At 64.2% G+C, this 23,791-nt stretch carries 20 protein-coding genes; 12 read left to right on the forward strand and 8 right to left on the reverse strand.

What is annotated here, in order from left to right; all coding sequences use genetic code 11:
- Positions 1-19: 19 nt before the first annotated feature.
- Together M1B35_RS25575 and M1B35_RS25580 are read right to left on the reverse strand one after the other, a co-directional pair.
- On the reverse strand, positions 20-1,318 hold the full coding sequence (locus M1B35_RS25575; RefSeq protein WP_268263434.1) for a serine/threonine transporter: 1,299 nt from the start codon (positions 1,316-1,318) through the stop codon (positions 20-22).
- A 63-nt stretch (positions 1,319-1,381) separates the two neighbouring features.
- Complete coding sequence (locus M1B35_RS25580; RefSeq protein WP_268263435.1) at positions 1,382-2,758, reverse strand: L-serine ammonia-lyase; 1,377 nt, start codon at positions 2,756-2,758, stop codon at positions 1,382-1,384.
- A gap of 134 nt (positions 2,759-2,892) precedes the next feature.
- Here M1B35_RS25580 and M1B35_RS25585 point away from each other — a divergent pair, with 134 nt between their 5' ends.
- Both M1B35_RS25585 and M1B35_RS25590 read left to right on the forward strand, forming a co-directional pair.
- The gene (locus M1B35_RS25585) at positions 2,893-3,834 is read left to right on the forward strand and encodes a LysR substrate-binding domain-containing protein (RefSeq protein WP_123337015.1); all 942 of its coding nucleotides are present in this window, start codon (positions 2,893-2,895) and stop codon (positions 3,832-3,834) included.
- Between the two features lie 218 nt (positions 3,835-4,052).
- Complete coding sequence (locus M1B35_RS25590; protein ID WP_268263436.1) at positions 4,053-4,460, forward strand: HPF/RaiA family ribosome-associated protein; 408 nt, start codon at positions 4,053-4,055, stop codon at positions 4,458-4,460.
- A gap of 149 nt (positions 4,461-4,609) precedes the next feature.
- On the opposite strand, the gene fecA is transcribed toward M1B35_RS25590, so the two are convergent.
- The 3 genes from fecA to M1B35_RS25605 all read right to left on the reverse strand — a co-directional run bounded on the left by fecA (position 4,610) and on the right by M1B35_RS25605 (position 8,541).
- A complete protein-coding gene (gene fecA / locus M1B35_RS25595; RefSeq protein WP_123337011.1) occupies positions 4,610-6,967 on the reverse strand; it encodes a TonB-dependent Fe(3+) dicitrate receptor FecA in 2,358 nt (785 codons plus the stop codon).
- 111 nt (positions 6,968-7,078) lie between these two features.
- Positions 7,079-7,969, reverse strand: coding sequence for a FecR domain-containing protein (locus tag M1B35_RS25600; RefSeq protein WP_425273450.1), 891 nt, complete (start codon positions 7,967-7,969; stop codon positions 7,079-7,081).
- A gap of 83 nt (positions 7,970-8,052) precedes the next feature.
- Positions 8,053-8,541: a sigma-70 family RNA polymerase sigma factor gene (locus M1B35_RS25605; RefSeq protein WP_123337009.1), complete on the reverse strand. Its 489-nt coding sequence runs from the start codon at positions 8,539-8,541 to the stop codon at positions 8,053-8,055.
- A 218-nt stretch (positions 8,542-8,759) separates the two neighbouring features.
- Between M1B35_RS25605 and M1B35_RS25610 the strand changes: the two genes are divergently transcribed.
- From M1B35_RS25610 to M1B35_RS25635, 6 genes are all read left to right on the forward strand, one after another.
- Positions 8,760-9,062, forward strand: a complete 303-nt coding sequence (locus tag M1B35_RS25610) for a DUF3649 domain-containing protein (RefSeq protein ID WP_123337007.1) — start codon at positions 8,760-8,762, stop codon at positions 9,060-9,062.
- Positions 9,062-10,648, forward strand: coding sequence for a PepSY-associated TM helix domain-containing protein (locus tag M1B35_RS25615; RefSeq protein WP_268263438.1), 1,587 nt, complete (start codon positions 9,062-9,064; stop codon positions 10,646-10,648). The genes M1B35_RS25610 and M1B35_RS25615 overlap by 1 nt, the downstream gene beginning before the upstream one ends.
- Positions 10,649-10,975 carry a DUF3325 domain-containing protein gene (locus tag M1B35_RS25620; protein ID WP_123337006.1) on the forward strand — a complete coding sequence of 109 codons (327 nt, stop codon included), beginning with the start codon at positions 10,649-10,651 and terminating at the stop codon, positions 10,973-10,975.
- A 15-nt stretch (positions 10,976-10,990) separates the two neighbouring features.
- Positions 10,991-11,566, forward strand: a complete 576-nt coding sequence (locus M1B35_RS25625; RefSeq protein ID WP_185039441.1) for an RNA polymerase sigma factor — start codon at positions 10,991-10,993, stop codon at positions 11,564-11,566.
- Positions 11,563-12,552, forward strand: a complete 990-nt coding sequence (locus M1B35_RS25630; RefSeq protein WP_268263439.1) for a FecR family protein — start codon at positions 11,563-11,565, stop codon at positions 12,550-12,552. Before M1B35_RS25625 ends, M1B35_RS25630 begins: the two co-directional genes overlap by 4 nt.
- A gap of 161 nt (positions 12,553-12,713) precedes the next feature.
- Entirely contained in the window at positions 12,714-15,155 is a 2,442-nt protein-coding gene (locus M1B35_RS25635) for a TonB-dependent siderophore receptor (RefSeq protein WP_268263440.1), read from the forward strand.
- 434 nt (positions 15,156-15,589) lie between these two features.
- On the opposite strand, the gene M1B35_RS25640 is transcribed toward M1B35_RS25635, so the two are convergent.
- Positions 15,590-16,465, reverse strand: coding sequence for a helix-turn-helix domain-containing protein (locus M1B35_RS25640; RefSeq protein ID WP_123336998.1), 876 nt, complete (start codon positions 16,463-16,465; stop codon positions 15,590-15,592).
- A gap of 136 nt (positions 16,466-16,601) precedes the next feature.
- Here M1B35_RS25640 and M1B35_RS25645 point away from each other — a divergent pair, with 136 nt between their 5' ends.
- Positions 16,602-17,507, forward strand: coding sequence for a DMT family transporter (locus tag M1B35_RS25645; RefSeq protein ID WP_268263441.1), 906 nt, complete (start codon positions 16,602-16,604; stop codon positions 17,505-17,507).
- Positions 17,508-17,577: 70 nt separating this feature from the next.
- Here the strand turns inward: M1B35_RS25645 and M1B35_RS25650 are convergent, their stop codons facing one another.
- Positions 17,578-18,552: a 2-hydroxyacid dehydrogenase gene (locus tag M1B35_RS25650; protein ID WP_268263442.1), complete on the reverse strand. Its 975-nt coding sequence runs from the start codon at positions 18,550-18,552 to the stop codon at positions 17,578-17,580.
- Between the two features lie 89 nt (positions 18,553-18,641).
- Positions 18,642-19,610 carry a LysR family transcriptional regulator gene (locus M1B35_RS25655; protein WP_268263443.1) on the reverse strand — a complete coding sequence of 323 codons (969 nt, stop codon included), beginning with the start codon at positions 19,608-19,610 and terminating at the stop codon, positions 18,642-18,644.
- Positions 19,611-19,885: 275 nt separating this feature from the next.
- Here M1B35_RS25655 and M1B35_RS25660 point away from each other — a divergent pair, with 275 nt between their 5' ends.
- Genes M1B35_RS25660 through M1B35_RS25670 form a run of 3 tightly spaced genes read left to right on the forward strand, consistent with a single transcriptional unit; the run spans position 19,886 to position 23,787 of the window.
- Entirely contained in the window at positions 19,886-21,397 is a 1,512-nt protein-coding gene (locus M1B35_RS25660) for an efflux transporter outer membrane subunit (protein WP_268263444.1), read from the forward strand.
- Between the two features lie 10 nt (positions 21,398-21,407).
- A complete protein-coding gene (locus tag M1B35_RS25665; protein WP_268263445.1) occupies positions 21,408-23,597 on the forward strand; it encodes an FUSC family protein in 2,190 nt (729 codons plus the stop codon).
- Complete coding sequence (locus tag M1B35_RS25670) at positions 23,587-23,787, forward strand: DUF1656 domain-containing protein (protein ID WP_078469901.1); 201 nt, start codon at positions 23,587-23,589, stop codon at positions 23,785-23,787. The genes M1B35_RS25665 and M1B35_RS25670 overlap by 11 nt, the downstream gene beginning before the upstream one ends.
- Positions 23,788-23,791 lie beyond the last annotated feature (4 nt).

Below are 23,791 nucleotides of genomic sequence, written 5' to 3' on the forward strand. Positions count from 1 at the left end.
TTTTTTATCCCTGCCCGTTTCAGGGCACGCACGAGAAAATGATCGCAGACAGTGCGATCAGGCCGATCAGTACCACGAACAGGTTCGACAGCTGGCCCGAATACTGGCGCAGCGATGGCACGCGGCGGATTGCGTACATCGGCATCAGGAACAGCAGGCACGCGATCACTGGGCCGCCCAGGGTTTCGATCATGCCGAGGATGCTCGGGTTGAAGGTGGCCACCGCCCAGCAGGTCAGGACCATGAACAACGCAGTCAGCCGCTCCAGGGTTTTGTTCGAGGCCACCCGACCACGGCTGCGCAGGCTTTTGACGATCAGCCCCTGGAAGCCTTCGCTGGCCCCGATGTAGTGGCCGAGGAAGGATTTTGTGATGGCCACCAGGGCGATCAGCGGTGCAGCGTAGGCAATCACCGGCGTCTGGAAGTGGTTGGCCAGGTACGACAGGATCGAGATGTTCTGCGCCTTGGCCGCGGCCAGGTCGGCGGGCGACAGGCTCAGCACGCAACTGAAGCAGAAGAACATCACGGTCAGCACCATCATGCTGTGGGCCACGGCGAGGATGCCGCTGCTTTTACTTTCCGCTTGGGCGCCGTACTGGCGTTTCTGGTCGACGGCGAAGGCCGAGATGATCGGCGAGTGGTTGAAGGAAAACACCATCACCGGAATCGCCAGCCACAGGGTCTTGAAGAACAGCGGCAGGGACATGCCCTCGCCGGCGGAGGCGAAGAAGGCGCCGTTCCAGTTGGGAATCAGGCTCAAAGCCAGCAGCAACAGGGCGGCGACGAAGGGGTAGACCAGCACGCTCATGGCCTTGACGATTACGCCTTGGCCGCAGCGCACGATGGCCATCAGGCCGAGGATCAGCAGCAGTGAGAGGATCGCCCGGGGTGGCGGGGCGATGTGCAGCTGGTGCTCCATGAAGCTGCTCAGGGTGTTGGTCAGGGCCACGCTGTAGACCAGCAGGATTGGGAAGATGGCGAAGAAGTAGAGCAGGGTGATCAGCTTGCCAGCGCCGATGCCGAAATGCTCTTCCACCACTTCGGTGATGTCCCCGGAGCGTCCCGAAAGCACGAAGCGGGTCAGGCCGCGGTGGGCGAAGAAGGTCATGGGGAAGGCCAGCAAGGCCAGTACGATCAGCGGCCAGAAGCCGCCGACACCGGCATTGATCGGCAGGAACAGGGTGCCGGCGCCGATGGCGGTGCCGTACAGGCCCAGCATCCAGGTGGTGTCGTGTTTGCTCCAGCCCTTGCTGGCGCTGGCGGTACGGGTCAGGTCTACAGCGGGGTTTTCGGCAGCAGGTGTTCGTACATCGGTCATCGGTATCGCCTCGTTATTATTCTTGCTCGGGCTCACGGGATACGGGCGGTCAGGGAGGGCTCCTCAGCACTCCACCCAGCTCACGGCCAGGCCGCCCCGTGAAGTTTCTTTGTATTTGTCGTGCATGTCGGCGCCGGTGTCGCGCATGGTGCGGATCACCCGGTCCAGGGAAATAAAATGTTGGCCGTCGCCGCGCAGGGCCATTTGCGTGGCGTTGATCGCCTTTACCGCGGCGATGGCGTTGCGTTCGATGCACGGCACCTGGACCAGGCCGCCGACCGGGTCGCAAGTCAGGCCGAGGTTGTGTTCCAGGCCGATTTCGGCGGCGTTTTCCAGTTGTTCCGGGGTGGCTCCCAGCACTTCGGCCAGGCCGGCAGCTGCCATGGCGCAGGCCGAACCCACTTCGCCCTGGCAGCCGACTTCGGCGCCGGAGATCGAGGCGTTTTTCTTGCACAGGATGCCCACCGCAGCGGCGCCGAGAAAAAACGCCACGACGTCGTCGTCACAGGCTTCCGGGTTGAACTTCATGTAGTAGTGCAACACCGCCGGAATGATCCCCGCTGCGCCATTGGTGGGGGCGGTGACCATGCGTCCGCCGGCGGCGTTTTCTTCGTTCACCGCCAGGGCGAACAGGTTGACCCATTCCATGGCCGACAACGTCGAGCTGATGACATTGGGCTTGCCCAGCTCTTGCAGGCTGCGGTGCAGCTTGGCGGCGCGGCGCGGCACATTCAGGCCGCCGGGCAATACACCCTCATGAAGTAGGCCTTGTTCCACGCAATCACGCATCACCGACCAGATGTGCAGCAGGCCGCTGCGAATCTCGGCATCGCTGCGCCAGGCCCGTTCGTTGGCCATCATCAGTTCTGAGATCCGCAGCTTGTGGGTTTTGCACAGGGCCAGCAGTTCAGCGGCGCTGTTGAAGTCGTAGGGCAATGCCACATCCGTCGTCGAAGCGCTGCCGCCCTCGACTTCCCCGGCTTCGACGATGAAGCCGCCACCCACCGAGTAGTAGGTCTGCTCCCATAACAGCCCGTGGGCCGCAAAGGCGCGCAGGGTCATGGCGTTGGGATGGTAAGGCAGGCTTTCATCCAGCAGCAGCAAGTCCTGCTGCCAGTCGAAGGCGATGGTCGAGCGGCCGCCGAGGGACAGTTGGCCGCTGTCCTGCAGTTGCTGGATACGCGGGCCGATGCTGTTGGGGTCGATGCTGTCAGGCCACTCGCCCATCAGGCCGAGCAGGCAGGCGCGGTCGGTGGCGTGGCCGACGCCGGTGGCGGACAGCGAACCGTAGAGGCGCACTTCTACCCGCTGCACTTGATCGTGCAGACCCTGCTCGAACAGGCCCTGGACGAAGGTCGCGGCGGCGCGCATCGGGCCCACGGTGTGGGAGCTGGACGGGCCGATGCCAACTTTGAAGAGATCGAAAACACTGATAGCCATGCTAAAGCCTGCGAAAAACGGAAGAGGAATCGCTGCCATTTTTTGTCGGCTAAGCGCAATGTCGGCGATACTGCCCGCCTCAATCGGCACTGACCAACGAAACTTCCTAAGACAGCCTTTAGCAGGACTAAACGATGAGTCGTCAGCTTCATGCCCAGACCTACGTCTGGTTGCATGTGTTTTCCTGTGCCGCGCGGCACCTGTCCTTCACCCGTTGTGCGGAGGAATTGCACATCACCCCCGGGGCCGTGAGCCAGCAGATTCGCCAACTGGAGGAGCGCCTGGGGTTTCGTCTGTTTCACCGGCGTGCCCGGGGTGTGGAACTGAGTGCCGAAGGCCAGCGCCTGGCGCTGACGGTGAACGAGGCCTACGGCAGCATTGACGCGGAACTGCGCCGCCTGGACGCGGGGATGATCAGCGGGACCCTGCGCCTGCGTTCCATTCCGTCCTTTCTCGGCAAGTGGCTGACCCCGCGCTTGCCCCGCCTGCAGCAGCGGTTTCCGGACATTCAACTGCGCCTGGTGGCCGAAGACAGCAGCCTGGCCCTGCACGAGGGCGACTTTGACCTGGCCATCGACCTTAACGATGGCAGTTACCCCGGGTTGTCATCCACCGCCTTGCTGGACGAGCAGATTTTTCCGGTGTGCGCGCCGAGCCTGTTGCGTGGCCGGCCGCCCTTGCATGGCCCGGCGGACCTTTCGCACTTTCCCTTGCTCCACGACATCACGGCCTGGCGTGGCAGCTATGAGTACGCAGAGTGGGAGTTCTACCTGAACGCCATCGGTTTCGAAGGGGCGGATGTGCGGCGGGGCCATACCTTCAACCGCAACCACTTGACCATCGAGGCGGCGATCGCCGGTATGGGTGTGGCGATTGCCCGTCGCACCCTGCTCAACGACGAGCTGGAGCGCGGCACCTTGATCGTGCCGTTCGGCCTGGCGGTGCCCAATCACAAGCGCTATGTGCTGCTGTATGCACCGGGCGCGCTAAGCCATCCGCAGGTGCGCGCGGTGCATGACTGGCTGGTGGAAGAAGCGGAAATTTTTCGCGGTCTGCACCCCTTGGTCGAGGGCTGATCGTCGAGGAGTCGAAGAGGACGCGAGGCGAGTCGACTCCCGACATTAACAGCGCTTTTGGCCGTTGTCCGGCTTTATTTGCGAATGAATATTTATCTTTTTTTAGGGGTTGAATTGTTCTTCGTCCTGCCCAATTGTGTAACCAAGAGGTCGCAAAATCAGCACCCCAAAGTGCTACCGCGGCCTTGTTGCGAGCTAGCTGAAATAAGGGAAGAACTATGCAAATCCAAGTCCATAGCGATAACCATATTCAAAGCAGCATCCGGCTGGAGGAGTGGGTCCGTAGCACCATTGAAAGCACGCTCGAACGTTATGAAGAAGACCTGACCCGGGTGGTGGTCCACCTGCGGGACGAGAACGGCGGCAAGTCAGGTCCGGATGATATGCGTTGCCAACTTGAGGCTCGGCCAAAGGGCCATCAGCCGGTTTCTGTCACCCACAAAGCCGATACCCTGGAACAGGCTATCGATGGCGCCACCGTCAAACTGGAAAGCGCTTTGGAACACATGTTCGGCAAGCTGCGTGGCAAACGTGCCGCTGCGGTGCCCAGCAGTGACGGCACTGAAGCAGACGCTCTGCTGGAAGAAGAATTCCTCGAAAACGAACAGGCCGCACTCAACAGCTGACGCCTGATTCCCTTCCCCAACGACAACGGGCCTGCATATGCAGGCCCGTTTTGTTTGTGTGGCTTTTTATCGGTACTGGCTTATCGCTCCAGGCTTGAGGGCGCGAGCGTTTTCAGCGCGTTGCCCCCAAGCCAACCCCCTATGGGGGCTTAGAACGCCACTGAGGTTTGCACGTACAGGGTGCGCGGCTCGCCCACGTATTTGCCCCGGTTGTTGTCGTCGAAGGAGCGCGTGAAGTACTGGTGGTTGAGGATGTTTTTTACCCCTACCGCCACGTTCAGGTCAGACAGCTGCGGGCCGAAGTCATAGGCCGCACGGCTGCTGAACAGCATGTAGCCCGGGATGTTGCCGACATTGCCCAGTTCGTTTTCCGTCGAGGTATTGGCGTTGTCAGCGAACTGGCTGCTTTGGTAGCTGCTGTCGAGGTTGAGCTTCCACGGACCTTCGGTGTAACCCAGGCCCAGGGTGCCTTTATGCCGGGATGAAAACGGCACGCGATTGCCCTTGTTCGGCCCGTCTTCGCGGATGGTGGCGTCGACATAGGCGTAGGTCGCATACACATCGAAGCCGGCCAGGGCCGGGCTCAGGCCGTCGAGGGCGTAGTTGATGCTGCTCTCGATGCCTTGATGGCGGGTTTCACCGCGGGCGATCACCGTGTCGTTGGTCTGGTTGCTTTCATACTGATTGTCGAAATTGATCAGGAAGGCCCCGATCTCGGCGCGCAGGCCGCCTTGCTCATAGCGGGTTCCCAATTCCCAGGTGCGGGCTTTTTCCGGCTTGATCTCCCCCTTGTCGACGCGGTTGCGCATCTGGCTGTATTGCACGCTGCCGAACGAGCCTTCGGTGTTGGCGTACAGGTTCCAGCTGTCGTTGAGGTGATACAGCACGTTCAACGCTGGCAAGGCGGTGTTGTAGTCGCCTTTGTACTGGGCATTGAGGCGCTTGTCGGTCTGCTCCGATTCGATCATCTCGTAGCGAATGCCGGGGGTGATAGTCCATTGGCCGATGTCGATGCGGTCGTCGAGGAAAATCGCATGGGCTTCGGTGCTGCCCCGGGTGTTGCGGTCCCGGGTGTCGGCGGTGGAGGGCAACTGCTGGGCGGCGATCGGGGTGATGAAGCGCTGCTCGTGGCCGGCTTCGTTGATGTAGCGGTAGCCCAGGCCCAGTTCGTGGCTGGTCTGACCGAGGTCGAAGCCTTGGGCGAAGCGGCTTTCCAGGCCGCGCACCCAGTATTCGCGCGGTGACAGGGAGATAACGGTGCGCTGGTCCAGGTAGCCGCTGCGCAGGGTCTTGGTGAAGAAGCTATTGACCGTGAACTCCCGGCGATCCTCCTGATAGCGGTAGCCGACATTGAACATCGTGCGGCGGCCCCAGAACTTGTCGAACGGCCGGGTCGATTGATACGGGTCGGCCTTGTACGCCGCCGTGCTCAGGCCGCCGGGCATGTCGGCCTCACCCTCGTAGTACTGGGCCATGGCGTTAAAGCTGTTGGCGTCGTCGAGCTGGTATTTGCCCTTGAGAATCAGGTCGTCGATCTGCGTGTCGCTGTGTTCGCGCCAGTCGCCACCGCGGGTGCCGGAGTACAGCAGGGCGCCGCCCAGGCCATTGTCGGCGGTGCCGCCGGCCAGCAGGTTGCCGGTGGTCTTGAAGCCGTCATGGCTGGACGAGGGGCTGGTTTCGGTCTGTAGGCCGCCCTTGACCGTCGGTTCATCGGGGATCGCCCGGGTCACGAAGTTGACGATGCCGCCGACGTTCTGCGGGCCATAACGCACCGCGCCGCCGCCGCGCACCACGTCCACGGCGTCCATGTTGCCCATGCTGATGGGCGCGAATGACAACTGCGGCTGGCCGTAAGGGGCGAAGGGCACCGGAATGCCGTCCATCAGCACCGTGGAGCGCGAAGCCAGGCGCGGGTTGAGCCCGCGGATGCCGAAGTTCAGCGCCATGTCGTGGCTGCCGGTGCCGTTGTTCTCCGGCGCGTTGACCCCGGGGATGCGGTTGAGCACGTCCCGGGCCTGGGTGGCGCCCTGGCGTTCGAATTCTTCACGGCGGATCACGTCCCGGGCACCGGGGTGCTCGAAGACGTTGGTCTGGGCTGCATCCCCAAGCCAGTCGCCGACCACGCTGGAAGCCCCCAACTCCAGCGCCGCCGGGGCGCTGTCGGTGCTGGCCGGTTGCAGGCTGAAAGCCTTGTCGCCCTCGGCCCGGGCTTGCAAGCCGGTGCCCTTGAGCAGGGCATTCAAACCTTCTTCTGCGCTGTAGTGTCCTTCCAGGCCCTGGCTTTGCAGGCCTTGGGTGACCTGCGAGCCAAAGGAAATCAGCACCCCGGCCTCCCGGCCAAATTGGTTCAGGGCATTTTCCAGGGCCGTGGGGGCGATGTGGTAGCTCTGTTGCGCGGTGTCGGCGGCCAGTGCGTAAGGCAGGCTGGCGACACTCAGGCTGGCACCCAGCAGCAGGTGGCGCAGGGTACGGGCAAGGGGCGTGAGGCGAGTCGGTTGCTGGTGCATGCAGGGTGGTCCTGAGAAGGAGGATTCAAGGTGGCTTTCCTTCTCTGTCACGCGAGGGCTGGAAAACGGCTCACGTCGGCTGAAAATAATGTTTGCTGGAAAAAAACACCGTCAGGCGCGGGCTTGCACCGTCACCCAATAGCGGGTGAAGCGTTGCACCTTCACCGGCAGGCTGATCTCCAGCAGGTCGAGAATGCGCTCGCTGTCATCCAGGGGGTAACTGCCGGAGATCAGCAGGTCGGCGACCCGGGCGTCGCAATTGAGTTGGCCGCGACGGTAACGCCCCAGCTCCTGGAGAAAGTCCGCCAGGCGCATATGGGCGGCGACCAGCATGCCGTCGCTCCAGGCACCGCTGCCGGCGTCCAGCGGTCGCGGGGTGCCCCAGGCGTTGCCGTTGAAACTCAACTGCTGCCCGGCCTGCACCGTCAGCGCGGCGCCGTTGTACGCGTTCGGGTTCACACTCACGCTGCCCTCGAACACCGCCAGCTCGCTGCGTTGGTTGAACTGCCGCAGGTTCAGGCGTGCGCCCTGGGGCCGCAGCAGGCCTTCCGCGCTTTGCACCAGCAGTGACCGGCGGTCCTGGGCGGTGGTCAGGAGGATTTCGCCCTCCAGCAGGCGGATCAGCCGTTGCTGGCCGTCGAAGTGCACATCCACTGCGCTGCGGGTGTTGAGTTGCAAACGGCTGCCGTCGTCCAGGCGCAGATCGCGGCGTTGTCCCACGGGGCTGCGGTAGTCGGCCAGCAGCGGCGGCAACAGGTTTTGTTCGCGCATCCCCCAGGTGACCGCGGAGCCGGCGCCCAGTAGCAGCAACAGCTTCAGCGCCTGGCGTCGGCTGCTGGAGGTGGGCGCGTTCAAGGCGCTGTGGGCCAAAGGCGAAGACAAGCCGCGCAGCCGTTGATTGACCCGCTGAATATGCTGCCAGGCCCGCTGGTGTTCGCTGTGGGCGTCGTGCCACTGCTGCCACGCCCGTTGCTGGCTCGGGCTGAGCGGGCCGCCCTGCATTTCCACCAGCCAGTGCACGGCTTGCTCGGCGACCTGGGTGGAAAAGTCCGCGGGGCCGCCGGGGCCGGGGTTGAGTGAAGGGTTCACAGGGCGAAGTAGCAGCGCAGGGCTGCCTTGTTCAGGTGGCGTTTGACGGTGGCAATGGAGATGCCCAGTTCCTTGGCGATTTCCCCGTAGCTCAAGCCATCGACCTGGGCCAGCAGAAAGGCGCGTTTGACCAGGCGGGGCAGGCCGTCGAGCAACTGGTCCAGCTCCATCAGGGTTTGCAGGATGATGGCCCGTTCTTCTTCGGACGGCGCGCTTTGCTCCGGCATCTGCGCCAGGGCTTCCAGGTAGGCGCGCTCCAGGTCCTGGCGTCGGTAATGGTTGCTCAGCACCCGTTTGGCGATGGTGGTGAGAAAGGCCCGCGGCTCGATGAGGGTGGGCGTTTCCCGGGCCGTCAGCACCCGCATAAAGGTGTCCTGGGCCAGGTCGGCAGCGCTGTCAGGGCAGCCGAGCTTGCGCCGCAGCCAGCTGTTCAACCAGCCGTGATGGGCGCTGTAGAGGGTTTCGACGGTCAGGGAATGGGACAAGCGAGACGCTCCGGCAGCATGCAGATGCTTAAGAGAACAAGAATTGTTCGCATTGTAGGGAGCGGCATGGCATTCGGCAATCAGGGCGGACCGACGGAAGGCTGGGCATTAACGTCAGGCTTTTTTGCGTATGAGAATATTTATCATTAATATCGTCGCCCTGTTCCTGTCGCCTGCCGCTCCGTGCCGGGCGTCCTCTTTCGCGTCAAGGTCGAACCATGAAAAGCAAGGCTGTCGGTACGCCTGTTTCCTATCGCTTGGCGGTGACCTCGCGGGTGCTCGCTGCGGTGCTGGGCGGCTACGTGTTGGCGGCCTTGAGCAGCGTGTGCCTGACCTTGCTGCTGCCGGTGTCCCGGCCTGATGCGGTGGTCATCGGGATGATGAGCTCGTTCCTGTTCTACCTGCTGGCGGTGATCGGCTGTTTTGCCTGCCGCAGCGCCTGGCAGGCCTGGGGCGGTGTGCTGTTGGCAAGCCTGATCCTGGCGGCGATCAGCGGCCTGGCGTATTGGGGCGCGGCCTGATGAAAGAGGGTTTTCGCCAATCCATGGCCTGGCTGCACACCTGGAGCGGGCTGATCTTCGGCTGGTTGCTGCTGGCGATTTTTCTCACCGGCAGCCTGGCTTACTTCAAGGATGAGATCAGCCACTGGATGCAGCCGGAAGTACCGGCCCGTGGCCTCGATGCCCAGGCTAACCTGGTGGTGGCCCAGGCCTATCTGCAGCAACGGGCGCCCAACGCGGCCCGCTGGTTTATCAACCTGCCCAATGAGCGCCAGCCGGCGTTATCGGTGAGCTGGCAGGACGCGGCCAAGGTCGGTCAGCGCGGGGCCTTCGAAGAGCAACTGCTGGACCCGGCCAGCGGCGCTGCCCTGCAGGCGCGTGAGACCCGCGGCGGCGAGTTTTTCTACCGCTTTCATTTTCAGTTGCAGATGCCCTATCCCTGGGGCCGCTGGCTGTCCACGGCAGCGGCCATGGTGATGTTCGTGGCGTTGATCAGCGGCATCATCACCCACAAGAAAATCTTCAAGGACTTCTTCACCTTCCGCCCCCGCAAGGGCCAGCGCACCTGGCTCGACGGGCATAACGCGGTGGGCGTGCTGGTATTGCCGTTCCACCTGATGATCACCTACAGCAGCCTGGTGATCTTCATGACCATGGTCATGCCGGCCAGCATCCTGGTGGCCTACGACAACAACCCCCGAAGCTTCTTCAACGAGCTGCTGCCGGCCACCAACAACCCCAAGGCGGCGGGACAGCCGGGGACCTTGGTGGCGCTGGCCCCGTTGCTCGATCAGGCGCTGCAACAGTGGCCGGGCGGCCGGGCGGAACGGATCGCGGTGAATAACCCGGGGGATCTCAATGCTTCGGTGAATGTGTTCCGCAGTGGCGCTGATCGCGTGGTGCATGATTTCGGCAGTGTGGTGTCGTTCAACGGTGTGACCGGGCAGATGCTCAAGGTCAGCGCCGGACAATCCTTGCCCCTGGCCATCGGTGGCAGTTTCTACGGCCTGCACATGGGGCATTTTGCCGGGCCGGTGCTGCGCTGGCTGTACTTTATCTGTGGGCTGGCGAGCACCGCGATGATCGGCACCGGGCTGGTGATCTGGCTCGGCAAGCGTCAGCTCAAGCACGCCAAGAGCGGGGTGCAGCCCTTCGAGCTGCGGTTGGTGGAAGTGTTGAACATCGCCAGTATGGCCGGCTTGGTGGTGGCCGTGGCGGCGTATTTCTGGGCCAATCGCCTGCTGCCCGCAGGGCTGGCCGAGCGTGCTGGTTGGGAAGTGACCGGCTTCTTCAGTGTCTGGGGCCTGAGCCTGCTGCATGCCGCGCTGCGTCGCGGCCCCAGGGCCTGGATCGAGCAATTGGGACTGGCGGCATTGCTGTTCGCCGGTCTGCCGCTGCTGGACGTGCTGACTGCGCCGGACCTGGGCTGGGTCTTGGACGGGCCGATGGACGGGGTTCGCCTGGGCTTTGACCTGGCCTGCCTGGGCACGGGCCTGTTCCTGGCGTGGGCTGCGCTGAAAATGCACCGTCGTGGCTCGCTCCAGGCCGAGGCTCGGCCCCGCGCCGCCCGCGCTCGACCCATGCCCCTTGAAAGCGAGGTGAACTGAATGTTGCTGGCTCTGTTGTTGTGCTACGCGGGGTTTACCGGGTTATGCCTGGCCATGGACCGGCATCACGCCGATGTGCTCGGGCACAAGGCCTCGGCGCGCCGGCGCCAGGGGCTGCGTCTGGGCGGCTGGGCGCTGCTGAGTTTGTCATTGGCCGCAGCGGTGGACGCCGCTGGTTGGGGGCTGGGCCTGGTGCAGTGGTGCGCGGTGCTGATGCTCAGTGGCCTGTTGCTGGTGTTGTTGCTGCCTTATCGTCCGCGCTTGGCGTTGCTGATGGCGGGCCTTGGCCTGCTGGCCAGCCCGGTCGCTGCCCTTGCGTTGCACTGATCGAGTCCGCCGATGATGCTCACCACCCCGCCTGAACACCCCGAGCTGGAGCGTCCCGAGGCTTTGGGCAGCCGCGCGCATTTCCTGCAGGTGTTCCTGTCCCAGCGTTCGCAGATGGAGGCCCTGGTCAGTCGTCGCGTCGGCTGCCGGGCCACGGCGGCCGATCTGGTGCAGGACTTGTTCTTGCGTTTCTGGCGTCGGCCCCTGGTGCAGGTGGAAGAACTCAGCACCTACCTGCTGCGTTGTGCCGGCAACATCGCCATCGACCATTTGCGCAGCGAAGGGGCGCGGGTGCGGGTCAGTGAAGGCTGGTTGCCGGAGCAGCAAGACAACCAGGGCGTCGAGCCGCAGGCCGCGCTGGAGGCCGGCAATGACTTGCGCCATGTCGAGGCGGCCCTGCGCAGCCTGCCGGAGCGCACCCGACAGATTTTCCTGCTGAACCGCATTCACGGCCGCAAATATGCCGAGATCGCCCGCGCAATGGGCCTGTCCCAAAGTGCCGTGGAAAAACATATGATGCGCGCCCTTGAGGCCTGCAAGGCCAGCCTGAGAGAGCCCTCAAGCCCCCGTCCGCCAGGGAAAGCCCCGTGAACCACACTGCCCGCGTCACCCCGACGCCCGCCCAGGAACAGGCCGCGCTGGCCTGGCTGAGCCTGTTGCACGACCAGCCCAGCAGCGGTGACCAGGCCACCTTCAGCCACTGGCTGCAGGCCGATCCGGCCCATGTCGAAGCCTATGCCCAGGCCCAGGTGCTGTGGGAGTTGAGCGAAGGGCCGGCGCGTACCCTGGCCGATGAAGACGCCTTCGCCCTGCAAGGCTACCTGCGGGCCATGGACCGTTCGCCACGACAGACGCGGCGGCGCTGGTCGGCGGCACTGGCGATGGCCGCCTGCCTGGTGCTGATGATCGGGGTGGCGGCGGGCTGGCAGCCGGCGCGCTGGGTCGATGACCTGGGGGCCGACTACGTCTCGGCGCCGGGGCAGGTGCGCACGCTGGTGCTGGCAGACCAGTCCGAAGTGACCCTGGACGCCGACAGCGCCATCGCCGTGGATTTCAGTCACGGCGAGCGGCATGTCCAGCTGCGCCGAGGGGCGGCGTTCTTCCAGGTCACCCACACGGGCCAACCCTTTGTGGTGATGGCGGAGCAGGGCGAAGCGCGGGTCCTGGGGACTCAGTTCGAAGTTCGCCTGCAGCCGTCCGGGGCCCAGGTCACCGTGCTGTCGGGCCGGGTCGGGGTGACGCCCCGCCAGGGTGCCGAGCAACAGATTCTCAGCGCCGGCCAGCAAGTCGCCTATGCCCAGGGCAATGCCCAGCCCCTGCATCCGGTGGACAGTGAGGCGCAACTGGCCTGGCGCCAGGGCTGGCTGAACTACTACCGGGCGCCGCTGGCCGATGTCATCCAGGACCTGCAGCGCTACTACCCGGGGCGGATCCTGGTGCTCAACGAGCAATTGGCGGCTCGCACCGTCAGCGGCAGTTTCCCCAGTCGCGACCCGTTGGCGGTCCTGGGTTCCTTGCGTGGGGTCCTGGGGTTTGAGCAGCACAGCGTGCTCAATCGCCTGATCATCCTGCGCTGACGCCAGGGATGGACGACAACCCCGGCCTGCAAACACCGGTGCGGGGAGGGCGTGGAAAATTATTTTCAAAAAAAGGTGAGGTAAATCCGTCGCCGATCCGTGTAGTGCTTGAAAGTGCGATTCATTCGCATCCATGACGTTTCTACACACGAGTCTCAAGCATGAAGTCCAGGGCAAAATCGGTGGCAGGCAGTGCGGTAAAAGGGTGGGTTGGCGTTTCGGTGCTGGCGGTTTCAGGGTGGGCGTTGTTGCCCTTGAGCGTGGCCTTGGCGGCGGACCCTGGCAGCACCCAGCAAAGCCCCTTGTTCAGCTTCGCCATGGCTGCCAAACCCTTGCCCCAGGCCCTGAGCGATTTCAGCCGGGTCACCGGCCTGAGCGTGGTCTACACCGATGAAGCGCCTTATGGCCTCAAGGCCCCGGCGATCAGCGGCCAGTTGAGTGCGGAACAGGCCCTGCAGCGTTTGTTGAGCAACTCCGGCCTGACCTTCCGCCGTACCGATGCCCGCACCCTGGCCCTGGAGCCTGTGCCCACCGAGGGCGCGTTGAACCTGGGGGCGACCAACATCACCTCCACGGTCGCCGCCGAAAGCACCAGCTACCAGCCGCCGGCCAGCAGCTCGGTGGCGCGCTCCCAGGGCTTGATCCAGGAAATCCCCCAGACCATCAACGTGGTCCCGGCCCAGGTTCTGCGCGACCAGACCCCACGCAACCTGGACGATGCCCTGAACAACATCAGCGGCATCACCCAGACCAACACCCTGGGCGGCACCCAGGACGCGGTGATGATCCGTGGCTTTGGCGACAACCGTAACGGCTCGGTGATGCGCGACGGCATGCCGGTGATGCAAGGCCGCGCGCTGAACGCCACGGCAGAGCGGGTGGAAGTGCTCAAGGGCCCGGCGTCTCTGTTGTATGGCATCCAGGACCCGGGCGGCGTGGTCAATATCGTCAGCAAGAAGCCGCAACTGGAGCAGTACAACGCCGTGACCCTGCGCGGCTCGACCTATGGTTCTGGCAAGAACGGCAGCGGTGGCGGCCTGGACAGCACCGGCGCGCTGGGCGATTCCGGGCTGGCGTACCGCATGATCCTCGACCATGAAGACGAGGATTACTGGCGCAATTTCGGCACCCACCGGGAAACCCTGATCGCGCCTTCCCTGGCCTGGTTCGGCGAGGACACCAAGCTGCTGTTCGCCTATGAACACCGGGAATTCCTCACCCCGTTCGACCGGGGCACGGTATTTGATCCCAAGACCAAGCATGCGTTGGATATCCCTGCCGACCGGCGCCTGGACGAGCCGTTCAACAACATGGAAGGGCGTTCGGACCTGTACCGCTTTGAAGCCGACCACCAACTCAACGACAACTGGAAGGCCCACTTCGGCTACAGCTGGAACCGTGAAACCTACGACGCCAGCCAGGTGCGGGTGACCGCGGTGAATTCAGCCAACGGCACCTTGACGCGCAAGATGGACGGCACCCAAGACGCCATCACCACCGACCGGTTTGCCACCGCGAGCCTGGAAGGCCAGGTCGAGCTGGCCGGCATGCGTCACGACCTGGTATTCGGCCTGGACGATGAGTACCGCAAGATCTACCGCGCAGACCTGATCCGGCAGAACAGCCAGACCACCTTCAGCTACCTCAACCCGGTGTATGGCCAGGAAGTGGCGGGCAGCACCGTCAGTGCCACCGACAGTGCCCAGACTGACCTGTTGCGCAGTGACTCGGTGTTCTTCCAGGACTCCATCCACCTCACCGACCAGTGGATCCTGGTGGGCGGCGGGCGCTTCCAGGAGTACGACCAGTACGCGGGCAAGGGCCGTCCATTCCACGTCAACACCGACACCAACGGGCAGAAGTTCATCCCCCGCGCGGGCCTGGTGTATCGCTACACCGACCAGTTGTCGTTCTACGGCAGCTACACCGAATCGTTCAAACCCAACTCCAGCATTGCCCAGTTGGCCGGCGGTACCGTGGTACTGGACGGCGGCATCAAGCCGGAAGAGGGCAAGTCCTGGGAGTTGGGGGCCAAGCTCGATATGCCGGGCCGGGTCACTGCCAGCGCGGCGGTGTTCGATATCACCAAGCGCAATGTACTGGTGTCCACTGCCACCGCCGGGGAGACCGTGACCAGCGTGACCGGTGAAGTGCGCTCCCGCGGCCTGGAGCTGGACGTCAGCGGTCAGCTCAGTGACCAGTGGAGCCTGATCGGCAGCTATGCCTACACCGACGCCGAAGTTACCCAGGACACCGAGTACAAAGGCAAGCGCCTGCAGAACGTTGCCAAGAACACCGCGTCGCTGTCGGCGGTGTATGACTTTGGCAGCCTGATCGGCGGTGATCGCCTGCGAGTCGGTGCCGGTGCCCGTCGCGTTGGCGAACGCGCTGGTGACGCGCCCAACAGCTTCGACCTGCCGGCCTACACCGTGGCCGATGCCTTTGCCACCTACGACACTCAGTTGGAAGGGCAGAAGGTCAAATTCCAGCTCAACGTGAAGAACCTGTTCGACAAGACCTACTACACCTCGGCGGCGAGCACCTACTTCGTCTCCGTGGGCGATGCCCGGCAGTTCTCCCTCTCCAGCACCCTGGAATTCTGACGGCCTGCGCCAAGGCATCGGCCCCATCGCCGGCAAGCCGGCTCCTACAGGATGCGCACCTCGCTTCTTTGTAGGAGCTGGCTCGCCAGCGATGGCGGTCTCAAGATGGGCGCCAAGACACCGGGCCCATCGCCGGCAAGCCGGCTCCTACAGGATGCGCACCCGCTTTTTGTAGGAGCTGGCTCGCCAGCGATGGCGGTCTCAAGATTGGCGCCAAGGTCTCGGGCCCCATCGCCGGCAAGCCGGCTCCTACAGGATGTGCACCTTGCTTTTTGTAGGAGCTGGCTCGCCAGCGATGGCGGTCTCAAGATGAGCGCCAAGGCATCGGCCCCCATCGCCGGCAAGCCGGCTCCTACAGGATGTGCACCTCGCTTTTTGTAGGAGCTGGCTTGCCAGCGATGGCGGTCTCAAGGTGGGCGCAAAGGTCTTGGGCCTCAGCGTAAAAACGCCTGGCGATAATCGCCTGGGGTGCCGCCCAGGGCCTGGCGGAAGCGATGGGTGAAATGGCTGGCGCTGGCGAAGCCACAGGCCAGGGCGATTTCGCCCAGCGGTAGGCGGGTGTGGCGCAGCAGGTGCCGGGCCTGGGCCAGGCGTCGGGCCAGCACGTATTGATGGGGCGGCAGGCCAAAGCTGGCGCGAAACATCCGTGCAAAGTGGTATTCCGATAACGCACACAACCCCGCCAATTGCCCGAGGCTGATGGGCTCGGCCAACTGGCTGTCGATGAACTCCACCAATTGCCGCCGCTGGTGCGCGGCCAAGCCGCCCTTGAGCCGCAAACCCTGACGCAGCCCCACTTGGTGCAACAGCGCGTGGCTGAGCATCTCGTGGGCCAGGCTGCTGGTCAGCACTCGTTCTGCAGGCTCGTCCCAGTTGAGCTGGATCAGCTGGCGAAAGCGCCGGGCTTGTTGCGGGTCATCCAAGAAGGTGCTTTCACGTAGCTGCATTTCCCGTGGTTCGCGGTCCAGCAGGCCCACGCAACCGAGGGCGAACTGCTCCGGGCTGAAGTACAGATGGGCCAGGCGGATACGCCCGTTGATCACCCAGGCGGACTGGTGTTCGGCCGGCAGGATGCAGAGTTTGTCCGGGGCCCCCTTGGTGCCGGGTTGGTCACGGCGAAAGGTTTCGGTGCCACCGGCGATGTAGCAGGACAGGGTGTGATGGCTCGGCGCTTCGTATTCCTGGGCGTCGTGGTGGTTGCTCCACAAGGCTGCAGACAAGCCGTCACCGAGCTCGGCGCTGTGCTCCAGGCGAGCATTGGGCGAGCGGTTCAGGGCTTGAAAGACTTGCAGGGTATCCAGTGCGGGCATGTTCGTTTCTCCAACGTTGGCATCCTACTCCCTGAATGCCCGGCTGCCAGCCCGGCAAGCGACAAAAGCGCAAGTTTACGCAAGCGCGTTGCCCCTGCCCGGGCTGAGACTGTGAGCCTTGCACAGGAGTCGCGCCATGAACCTCTCGCTTTATCTGCTCACCGTCCTGATCTGGGGCACCACCTGGATTGCCCTGAAACTGCAGTTGGGGGGGGTGGCCATTCCGGTATCCATCGTCTATCGCTTCGGCCTGGCGGCCCTGGTGCTGTTCGTCATGTTGCTGCTCAGCCGCAAGCTGCAGGTGATGAACCGCCGCGGGCACCTGATCTGCCTGGCCCAGGGCCTCTGCCTGTTCTGCATCAACTTCATGTGTTTCCTGCACGCCAGCCAATGGATTCCCAGTGGCCTGGTGGCGGTGGTGTTCTCCACGGCCACCCTGTGGAACGCCCTGAATGCGCGGGTGTTCTTCGGCCAGCGGATCGCGCGCAACGTGCTGATGGGCGGCGCCTTGGGCCTGTTCGGCCTGGGGCTGCTGTTCTGGCCCGAGCTGGTGAGCCACCGCGCGAGCCCGCAGACCTTGCTTGGCCTGGGCCTGGCGCTGTTGGGCACCCTGTGTTTCTCGGCGGGCAACATGCTGTCGAGCCTGCAGCAGAAAGCCGGGCTCAAGCCATTGACCACCAATGCCTGGGGCATGGCGTACGGGGCGGTGATGCTGTCGGTGTATTGCCTGTTCCAGGGCATTCCCTTTGAGATGGAATGGAACACCCGTTACGTCGGCTCGTTGCTGTACCTGGTGATTCCGGGGTCGGTGATCGGCTTTACCGCCTACCTGACCCTGGTCGGGCGCATGGGCCCGGAGCGCGCCGCCTATTGCACCGTGCTGTTCCCGGTGGTGGCGCTGAACGTCTCGGCGTTTGTCGAAGGCTACCAATGGACCGCGCCGGCCCTGGCCGGGCTGGTCCTGGTGATGCTGGGCAACGTGCTGGTGTTTCGCAAACCCAAGTCGCCGCTGGTGACGACGCCCAAGCCCGCCCTATCCTAGGGGCCGGCCTGCCGGTGATGAGGTTCCCGCGAACGCCATCGCCGGCGCCATCGCCGGCACTGCGCCGGGCTTAACCCTTCCAGACTTGCGGGTTGACCAGGTCTTGCGGGCGCTCGCCCAGCAGGGCGCTGCGCAGGTTGGCCAGGGCACGATTGGCCATGGCTTCGCGGGTTTCGTGGGTGGCAGAGCCGATGTGCGGCAGGGTCACGGCGTTCTTCAACTGGAACAACGGCGACTCGGCCAGGGGCTCTTTCTCGTACACGTCCAGGCCGGCGCCGCGGATCCGATTGTTCTGCAGGGCGTCGATCAGCGCCGGCTCATCCACCACCGGGCCGCGGGAAATGTTCACCAGGATCGCGCTGGGCTTCATCAAGGCCAGTTCACGGTGGCTGATCAGGTGCTTGGTCTTCTCACTCAACGGCACCACAAGGCAGACAAAATCCGCTTCCGCCAGCAGTTGATCGAGGCTGCGGAACTGCGCCCCCAGTTCCTGCTCCAGATCGGTCTTGCGGCTGTTGCCGCTGTAGAGGATCGGCATATTGAAGCCCAGGCGACCACGCCGGGCCACGGCCGCGCCGATGTTGCCCATGCCGACGATGCCCAGGGTCTTGCCATGCACATCGCTGCCGAACAATGGCGCGCCGACACTGGCTTGCCACTGGCCGGCCTTGGTCCAGGCATCCAGTTCGGCGACCCGACGGGCGCTGCTCATGATCAGGGCGAAGGCCAGGTCGGCGGTGCTTTCGGTGAGCACGTCCGGGGTGTTGGTGAGCATGATCCCGCGTTCGTTGAAGTAGGCCACGTCGTAGTTGTCGTAGCCCACCGAGACACTGGACACCACTTCCAGCTTGGCGGCGCTTTCCAGTTGGGCGCGACCGAGCTTGCGACCCACGCCGATCAGGCCGTGGGCGTGGGGCAGGGCTTCATTGAACTGTGCGTTGATGTCGCCTTGCTTGGGATTGGGCACGATGACCTCGAAGTCCTGTTGCAGGCGTTCGATCATTTCGGGCGTGACACGGCTGAAGGCAAGTACGGTCTTTTTCATCGCGGGAAGAGCTCGTCAGGCGGGAAGAATGCCAAGCAAGCTAACATTCTCCACCGCGTTTTTATAGCGCCAGCAGGGGCGCTATCGGCTCAATGGGCCAGGCGGGCGCCAGCCAGGCTGCCGCTCAGTTCATGGGCTGTCAGTTCCGCCTGGTGTGCGGCGAGGATTTCCGGCAGGGAACCGCGCAGGTATTCGACCCAGGTCTTGATCTTGGCATCCAGGTACTGGCGCGACGGGTAGATGGCGTACAGGTTCAGCTCCTGGGAGCGGTACTGGGGCATGACCCGCACCAGGGTGCCGTTACGCAGCCCTTCGATGGCGGCGTACACCGGCAATACGCCGACGCCCATGCCGCTGGTGATCGCGGTTTTCATCGCGTCCGCCGAGTTCACCAGGAACGGTGAGCTGTTGATGGTCACCATCTCCTGGCCTTCCGGGCCGTCGAACAGCCACTTCTCCAGGGGGATCACCGGGCTCACCAGGCGCAGGCAGGCATGGTTCAGCAGGTCGCTGGGTTTTTGCGCGCAGCCGTTGGCTTTCACATAGGCCGGCGAGGCGCAGACGATGCTGTAGGTGATGCCCAGGCGCTGGGAAACAAAGCCCGAGTCCGGCAGTTCGCTGGCCAGCACGATGGACACGTCGTAGCCCTCGTCCAGCAGGTCCGGCACGCGGTTGGCCAGGGTCAGGTCGAAGGTCACGTCCGGGTGGGTCTTGCGGTAGCGGGCGATGGCATCGATCACAAAGTGCTGGCCGATGCCGGTCATGGTGTGGACTTTCAACTGGCCGGCGGGCCGGGCGTGGGCGTCGCTGGCCTCGGCTTCGGCCTCCTCGACGTAGGCCAGGATCTGTTCGCAGCGCAGCAGGTAGCGCTTGCCGGCTTCGGTCAGGGCGATGCGCCGGGTCGTGCGGTTGAGCAGACGGGTTTGCAGGTGGGCCTCAAGGTTGGAGACCGCGCGCGAGACGTTGGCCGTGGTGGTGTCCAGTTGCACAGCGGCGGCGGTGAAGCTGCCGGCTTCGGCGACGCAACTGAAGGCGCGCATGTTTTGCAGGGTGTCCATGGAGTGCTCTCAGGGGAGGTGGCAAATTGTGACACGAAGTTTCTGTTTTTACAGGCGAATAGGGCTTCGACCAAAGGATTATCGCGTTAACGGTAATAAAGATTCACAGGAATGCCACCTTATCGCCGTGCATGCCGCCCCCTAGAATTGCGCCGATCCGTAGGGGCCGGCTTGCCGGCGATCCGCGCAACGCGGCGTAGCTGGCGTATCGCTGCGCCGGCCAGCCAGCTCCTACGAGAGAAATACCCTCCCCCCGATCTCAGGAATTCGCAGCAGTGCCGCGTCGCATCAGCAGAGAGCTGAAGTCTCTCAGTGTTTGGGCTTTATCGTTAGCAATCAGCGGCTGCATCGGAACCGGAGGTATTGCCCCACAAGGCCAATTGTTGCCTGCCAATACCCTGGCCACCGACGAAGCGATCCACAGCGCCGAGCGCGATGCCCACTGGCCCAGCGTCCAGTGGTGGCAAGCCTATGGCGACCCCCAGCTCAATCGTTGGGTCGATCTGGCCATGCAGGGCAGCCCGAGCCTGGCCATGGCCGCGGCCCGGGTGCGTCAGGCCCGGGCCCTGGCCGGAGTGGCCGAAGCTGCCGAGTCGTTGCAGGTCCAGGGCGACGCCAGCCTCAAGCGCCACAACTGGCCCACCGATCCGTTCTACGGCCCGGGCGACTTGGCCAACAGCACCACGTGGGACAACAACGCCGCCCTGGGTTTCAGCTACGCCCTGGACCTGTGGGGCCGGGAAAGCAACGCCAGCGAGCGTGCCGTGGACCTGGCCCACATGAGCGCCGCCGAGGCCCGTCAGGCCCGCTTGGAGTTGGCCAATAACCTGGTGCGCGCCTATATCCAGTTGTCCCTGCACTTCGCCCAGCGCGATATCGTGCTGGCGACGCTCAAGCAGCAACAGCAGATTCTTGACCTGGCCCAGCGTCGCCTGGACGGTGGTATCGGCACCCACTTCGAGGTCAGCCAGGCCCAGGCGCCGTTGCCGGAAACCCATCGCCAACTGGACGCCCTGGACGAAGAAATCGCCCTGACCCGCAACCAACTGGCGGCCCTGGCCGGCAAGGGCCCGGGGGAGGGCGCGCAGTTGCAACGACCGACCCTGGCCCTAGGCGCCGCCCTGAAACTGCCCTCGGTGTTGCCCGCCGAACTGCTGGGGCAACGCCCGGACGTGGTCGCCAGCCGCTGGCAAGTGGCGGCCCAGGCCCGGGGCATCGATGTGGCCCACGCCGGCTTCTACCCCAACGTCGACCTGGTGGGCAGCCTGGGCTACATGGCCACAGGCGGCGGCGCCCTGGAGTTCCTCACCGGCAAGAAACTCACTTACAACGTCGGCCCGGCCATCAGCCTGCCGATCTTCGACGGCGGGCGTCTGCGGGCGGAACTGGGGGCGGCCGCGGCCGGCTACGACCTCGCCGTGGCCAACTACAACCAGACCCTGGTCAACGCCCTCAAGGGCATTTCCGATCAGTTGATCCGCCGCGAGTCCATGGACAAGCAGCAGGGGTTTGCCGCCGAGTCGGTGGCCTCGGCTCAGAAGACTTACGACATCGCCCTGATCGCGTTCCAGCGCGGCCTCACCGATTACCTGAATGTGCTGAATGCCCAGAGCCTGTTATTTCGCCAGCAACAGGTCCAGCAGCAGGTGCAGGCGGCGCGGCTGACCGCCCAGGCGGACCTGGTGACCGCCCTGGGTGGCGGCCTGCAAGCCGGTCGTGATGTACCCCCTGAGGGCAAGATCCTCCCGAGCAAGACCCCAGCGGCCTTGGCCGTTTTTGATCACTGAAGAAGAGCCCATGACTTCGTTGCCCGCTCCGTTGCGCTGGCTGTACTCCCTTGAATGGCGCCGTGGTTTCTTTGACTGGGCACGCAGCGACGGCGTGACCTGGGTCTATATCTTCAAGGTCCTGATCGCCGCGTTTCTGACCCTGTGGCTGGCCATGCGCCTGGAGCTGCCGCAACCGCGCACAGCGATGATCACTGTATTCATCGTCATGCAGCCGCAGAGCGGCCAGGTGTTTGCCAAGAGCTTCTACCGCTTTCTCGGCACCTTGACCGGCTCGGCAGTGATGGTGGCGCTGATCGCGCTGTTCGCCCAGAACACTGAATTGTTCCTCGGCAGCCTGGCGATCTGGGTCGGCATCTGCTCGGCCGGTGCGGCCCGTTATCGCAACTTCCGCGCCTACGGTTTTGTCCTTGCCGGTTACACCGCCGCGATGGTCGGCCTGCCGGCCCTGGCCCATCCCGACGGCGCCTTCATGGCGGCAGTGTGGCGGGTGCTGGAAATTTCCCTGGGCATCCTGTGCTCGACATTGGTCAGCGCCGCGATTCTGCCGCAGACCACCAGCGCTGCCATGCGCAATGCCTTGTACCAGCGCTTCGGGGTCTTTGCCTTGTTTGTCACCGATGGCCTGCGCGGGCGTAGTCAGCGCGAGGCCTTTGAGAGCACCAATGTGCGCTTTATCGCCGAGGCGGTGGGCTTGGAAGGATTGCGCAGCGTGACGGTGTTTGAAGACCCGCACATGCGTCGGCGCAACGGTCGTCTGAGTCGGCTGAACAGCGAGTTCATGGGCATCACCACCCGCTTCAATGCCTTGCATCAGTTGCTGGAGCGCCTGCGCAGCAGCGGTGCGGATCACGTGGTGGCGGCCATCAAGCCAGGCTTGCAGGACCTGGCCGAACTGCTCGACGGCTTCTCCGGCCGGGCCTTGACCAGCCCTGATGCGGCGCGTCTGGCCGAGCAATTGGCGAACTACAAAGAGGCCTTGCCGGCGACCGTGCGCCGCCTGCGGGCGAGCTTCCAGGAGCGTCAGCCCAGCGACGCTGAGTTGCTGGACTTTCACACCGCCTACGAGCTGCTGTACCGCTTTGTCGATGAGCTGCACAGTTATGCCCAGACCCACGCGTCCCTGGCCGAGCATCGCCACGAACGGGAACACTGGGACGAGCCCTTTACCCCGCAAACCAACTGGCTGGCCTCGGCGGCCTCGGGGATTCGCGCGGCCTTTGTGCTGCTGGTGCTCGGCAGCTACTGGGTGATCACCGCCTGGCCCAGTGGCGCCACCATGACCCTGATCGCGGCGGCCACCATCGGCTTGTCCGCGGCCACGCCGAACCCGAAACGCATGGCGTTCCAGATGGCGTGCGGCACGTTGATCGGCGCCGTGGTGGGCTTTGTGGAAATGTTCTTCGTGTTCCCCTGGATCGACGGTTTCCCGTTGCTCTGCGTGATGCTGGCGCCGGTCATCGTGCTGGGTTCCTTCCTGACCTCGCGGCCGCAATACGTGGGCGTCGGCCTGGGGCTGCTGATCTTTTTCAGCACCGGCTCGGTGCCGGACAACCTCACGGTCTACAACCCCTACGCCTTTATCAACGACTACATCGCCATGGTCATGGGCATGCTGGTCTGTGCGGCGGCCGGGGCCATCATCCTGCCGCCCAACAGCCGCTGGCTGTGGCGCCGGCTGGAGCAGGACCTGCGCGGCCAGGTGGTGTACGCCATCAGCGGCAAGCTCAAGGGCCTGGCATCGAGCTTCGAAAGCCGGACCCGCGACCTGCTGCACCACGCCTACGGCCTGGCGGTGAGCCAGCCTCAGGTGCAGCGCGAACTGCTGCGCTGGATGTTTATGGTGCTGGAAGTCGGCCACGCCATTATCGAGTTGCGCAAGGAACAGGCGATTCTCCCGGTGCACCCGGCCTATGCCGAATCCCAGCCCTGGCGCCAGGCGATCCGGGTCATGGGCCGCTCCCTGGTGCGGCTGTTCCTGCAGCCCAGCCAGAGCAACCTGGAGCGCAGCCTGATTGCCGTGGACCACGCCATCAGCCGGGTCCAGGCCACCGACGAACCGTTCGCCCCGCACTTCGACACCTCGGCCCTGCGCCGGGTGAAGAGCTACCTGCATTTCATCCGCACCTCGTTGCTCGACCCGCAGTCGCCGCTGGCGGCTTATGCCGTTGCCCCCCAAGGACCTGAACATGCCTCGTGAAATCGCCTTCCATGGCGTTTACATGCCGACCATGACCCTGATGTTTTTTGTCGCCGCGGCCCTGGCCTGGGCCCTGGACCGGTTTATCGCCGGGTATGACCTGTACCGCTTCTTCTGGCACCCGGCGCTGTTGCGCCTGAGCCTGTTCACCTGTCTGTTCGGCGCCATGGCGCTCACTGTCTACCGTTGAGACC

This window comes from Pseudomonas morbosilactucae, assembly GCF_023241665.1.
Taxonomy (GTDB): domain Bacteria; phylum Pseudomonadota; class Gammaproteobacteria; order Pseudomonadales; family Pseudomonadaceae; genus Aquipseudomonas; species Aquipseudomonas morbosilactucae.

Bases quoted from the DNA above. Each gene is read 5' to 3' on its own strand.
- M1B35_RS25575 (WP_268263434.1), bottom strand. From the start codon at position 1,318: ATGACCGATGTACGAACACCTGCTGCCGAAAACCCCGCTGTAGACCTG.
- M1B35_RS25580 (WP_268263435.1), bottom strand. From the start codon at position 2,758: ATGGCTATCAGTGTTTTCGATCTCTTCAAAGTTGGCATCGGCCCGTCC.
- M1B35_RS25585 (WP_123337015.1), top strand. From the start codon at position 2,893: ATGAGTCGTCAGCTTCATGCCCAGACCTACGTCTGGTTGCATGTGTTT.
- M1B35_RS25590 (WP_268263436.1), top strand. From the start codon at position 4,053: ATGCAAATCCAAGTCCATAGCGATAACCATATTCAAAGCAGCATCCGG.
- fecA (WP_123337011.1), bottom strand. From the start codon at position 6,967: ATGCACCAGCAACCGACTCGCCTCACGCCCCTTGCCCGTACCCTGCGC.
- M1B35_RS25600 (WP_425273450.1), bottom strand. From the start codon at position 7,969: ATGCAGGGCGGCCCGCTCAGCCCGAGCCAGCAACGGGCGTGGCAGCAG.
- M1B35_RS25610 (WP_123337007.1), top strand. From the start codon at position 8,760: ATGAAAAGCAAGGCTGTCGGTACGCCTGTTTCCTATCGCTTGGCGGTG.
- M1B35_RS25615 (WP_268263438.1), top strand. From the start codon at position 9,062: ATGAAAGAGGGTTTTCGCCAATCCATGGCCTGGCTGCACACCTGGAGC.
- M1B35_RS25620 (WP_123337006.1), top strand. From the start codon at position 10,649: ATGTTGCTGGCTCTGTTGTTGTGCTACGCGGGGTTTACCGGGTTATGC.
- M1B35_RS25625 (WP_185039441.1), top strand. From the start codon at position 10,991: ATGCTCACCACCCCGCCTGAACACCCCGAGCTGGAGCGTCCCGAGGCT.
- M1B35_RS25635 (WP_268263440.1), top strand. From the start codon at position 12,714: ATGAAGTCCAGGGCAAAATCGGTGGCAGGCAGTGCGGTAAAAGGGTGG.
- M1B35_RS25640 (WP_123336998.1), bottom strand. From the start codon at position 16,465: ATGCCCGCACTGGATACCCTGCAAGTCTTTCAAGCCCTGAACCGCTCG.
- M1B35_RS25645 (WP_268263441.1), top strand. From the start codon at position 16,602: ATGAACCTCTCGCTTTATCTGCTCACCGTCCTGATCTGGGGCACCACC.
- M1B35_RS25650 (WP_268263442.1), bottom strand. From the start codon at position 18,552: ATGAAAAAGACCGTACTTGCCTTCAGCCGTGTCACGCCCGAAATGATC.
- M1B35_RS25655 (WP_268263443.1), bottom strand. From the start codon at position 19,610: ATGGACACCCTGCAAAACATGCGCGCCTTCAGTTGCGTCGCCGAAGCC.
- M1B35_RS25665 (WP_268263445.1), top strand. From the start codon at position 21,408: ATGACTTCGTTGCCCGCTCCGTTGCGCTGGCTGTACTCCCTTGAATGG.
- M1B35_RS25670 (WP_078469901.1), top strand. From the start codon at position 23,587: ATGCCTCGTGAAATCGCCTTCCATGGCGTTTACATGCCGACCATGACC.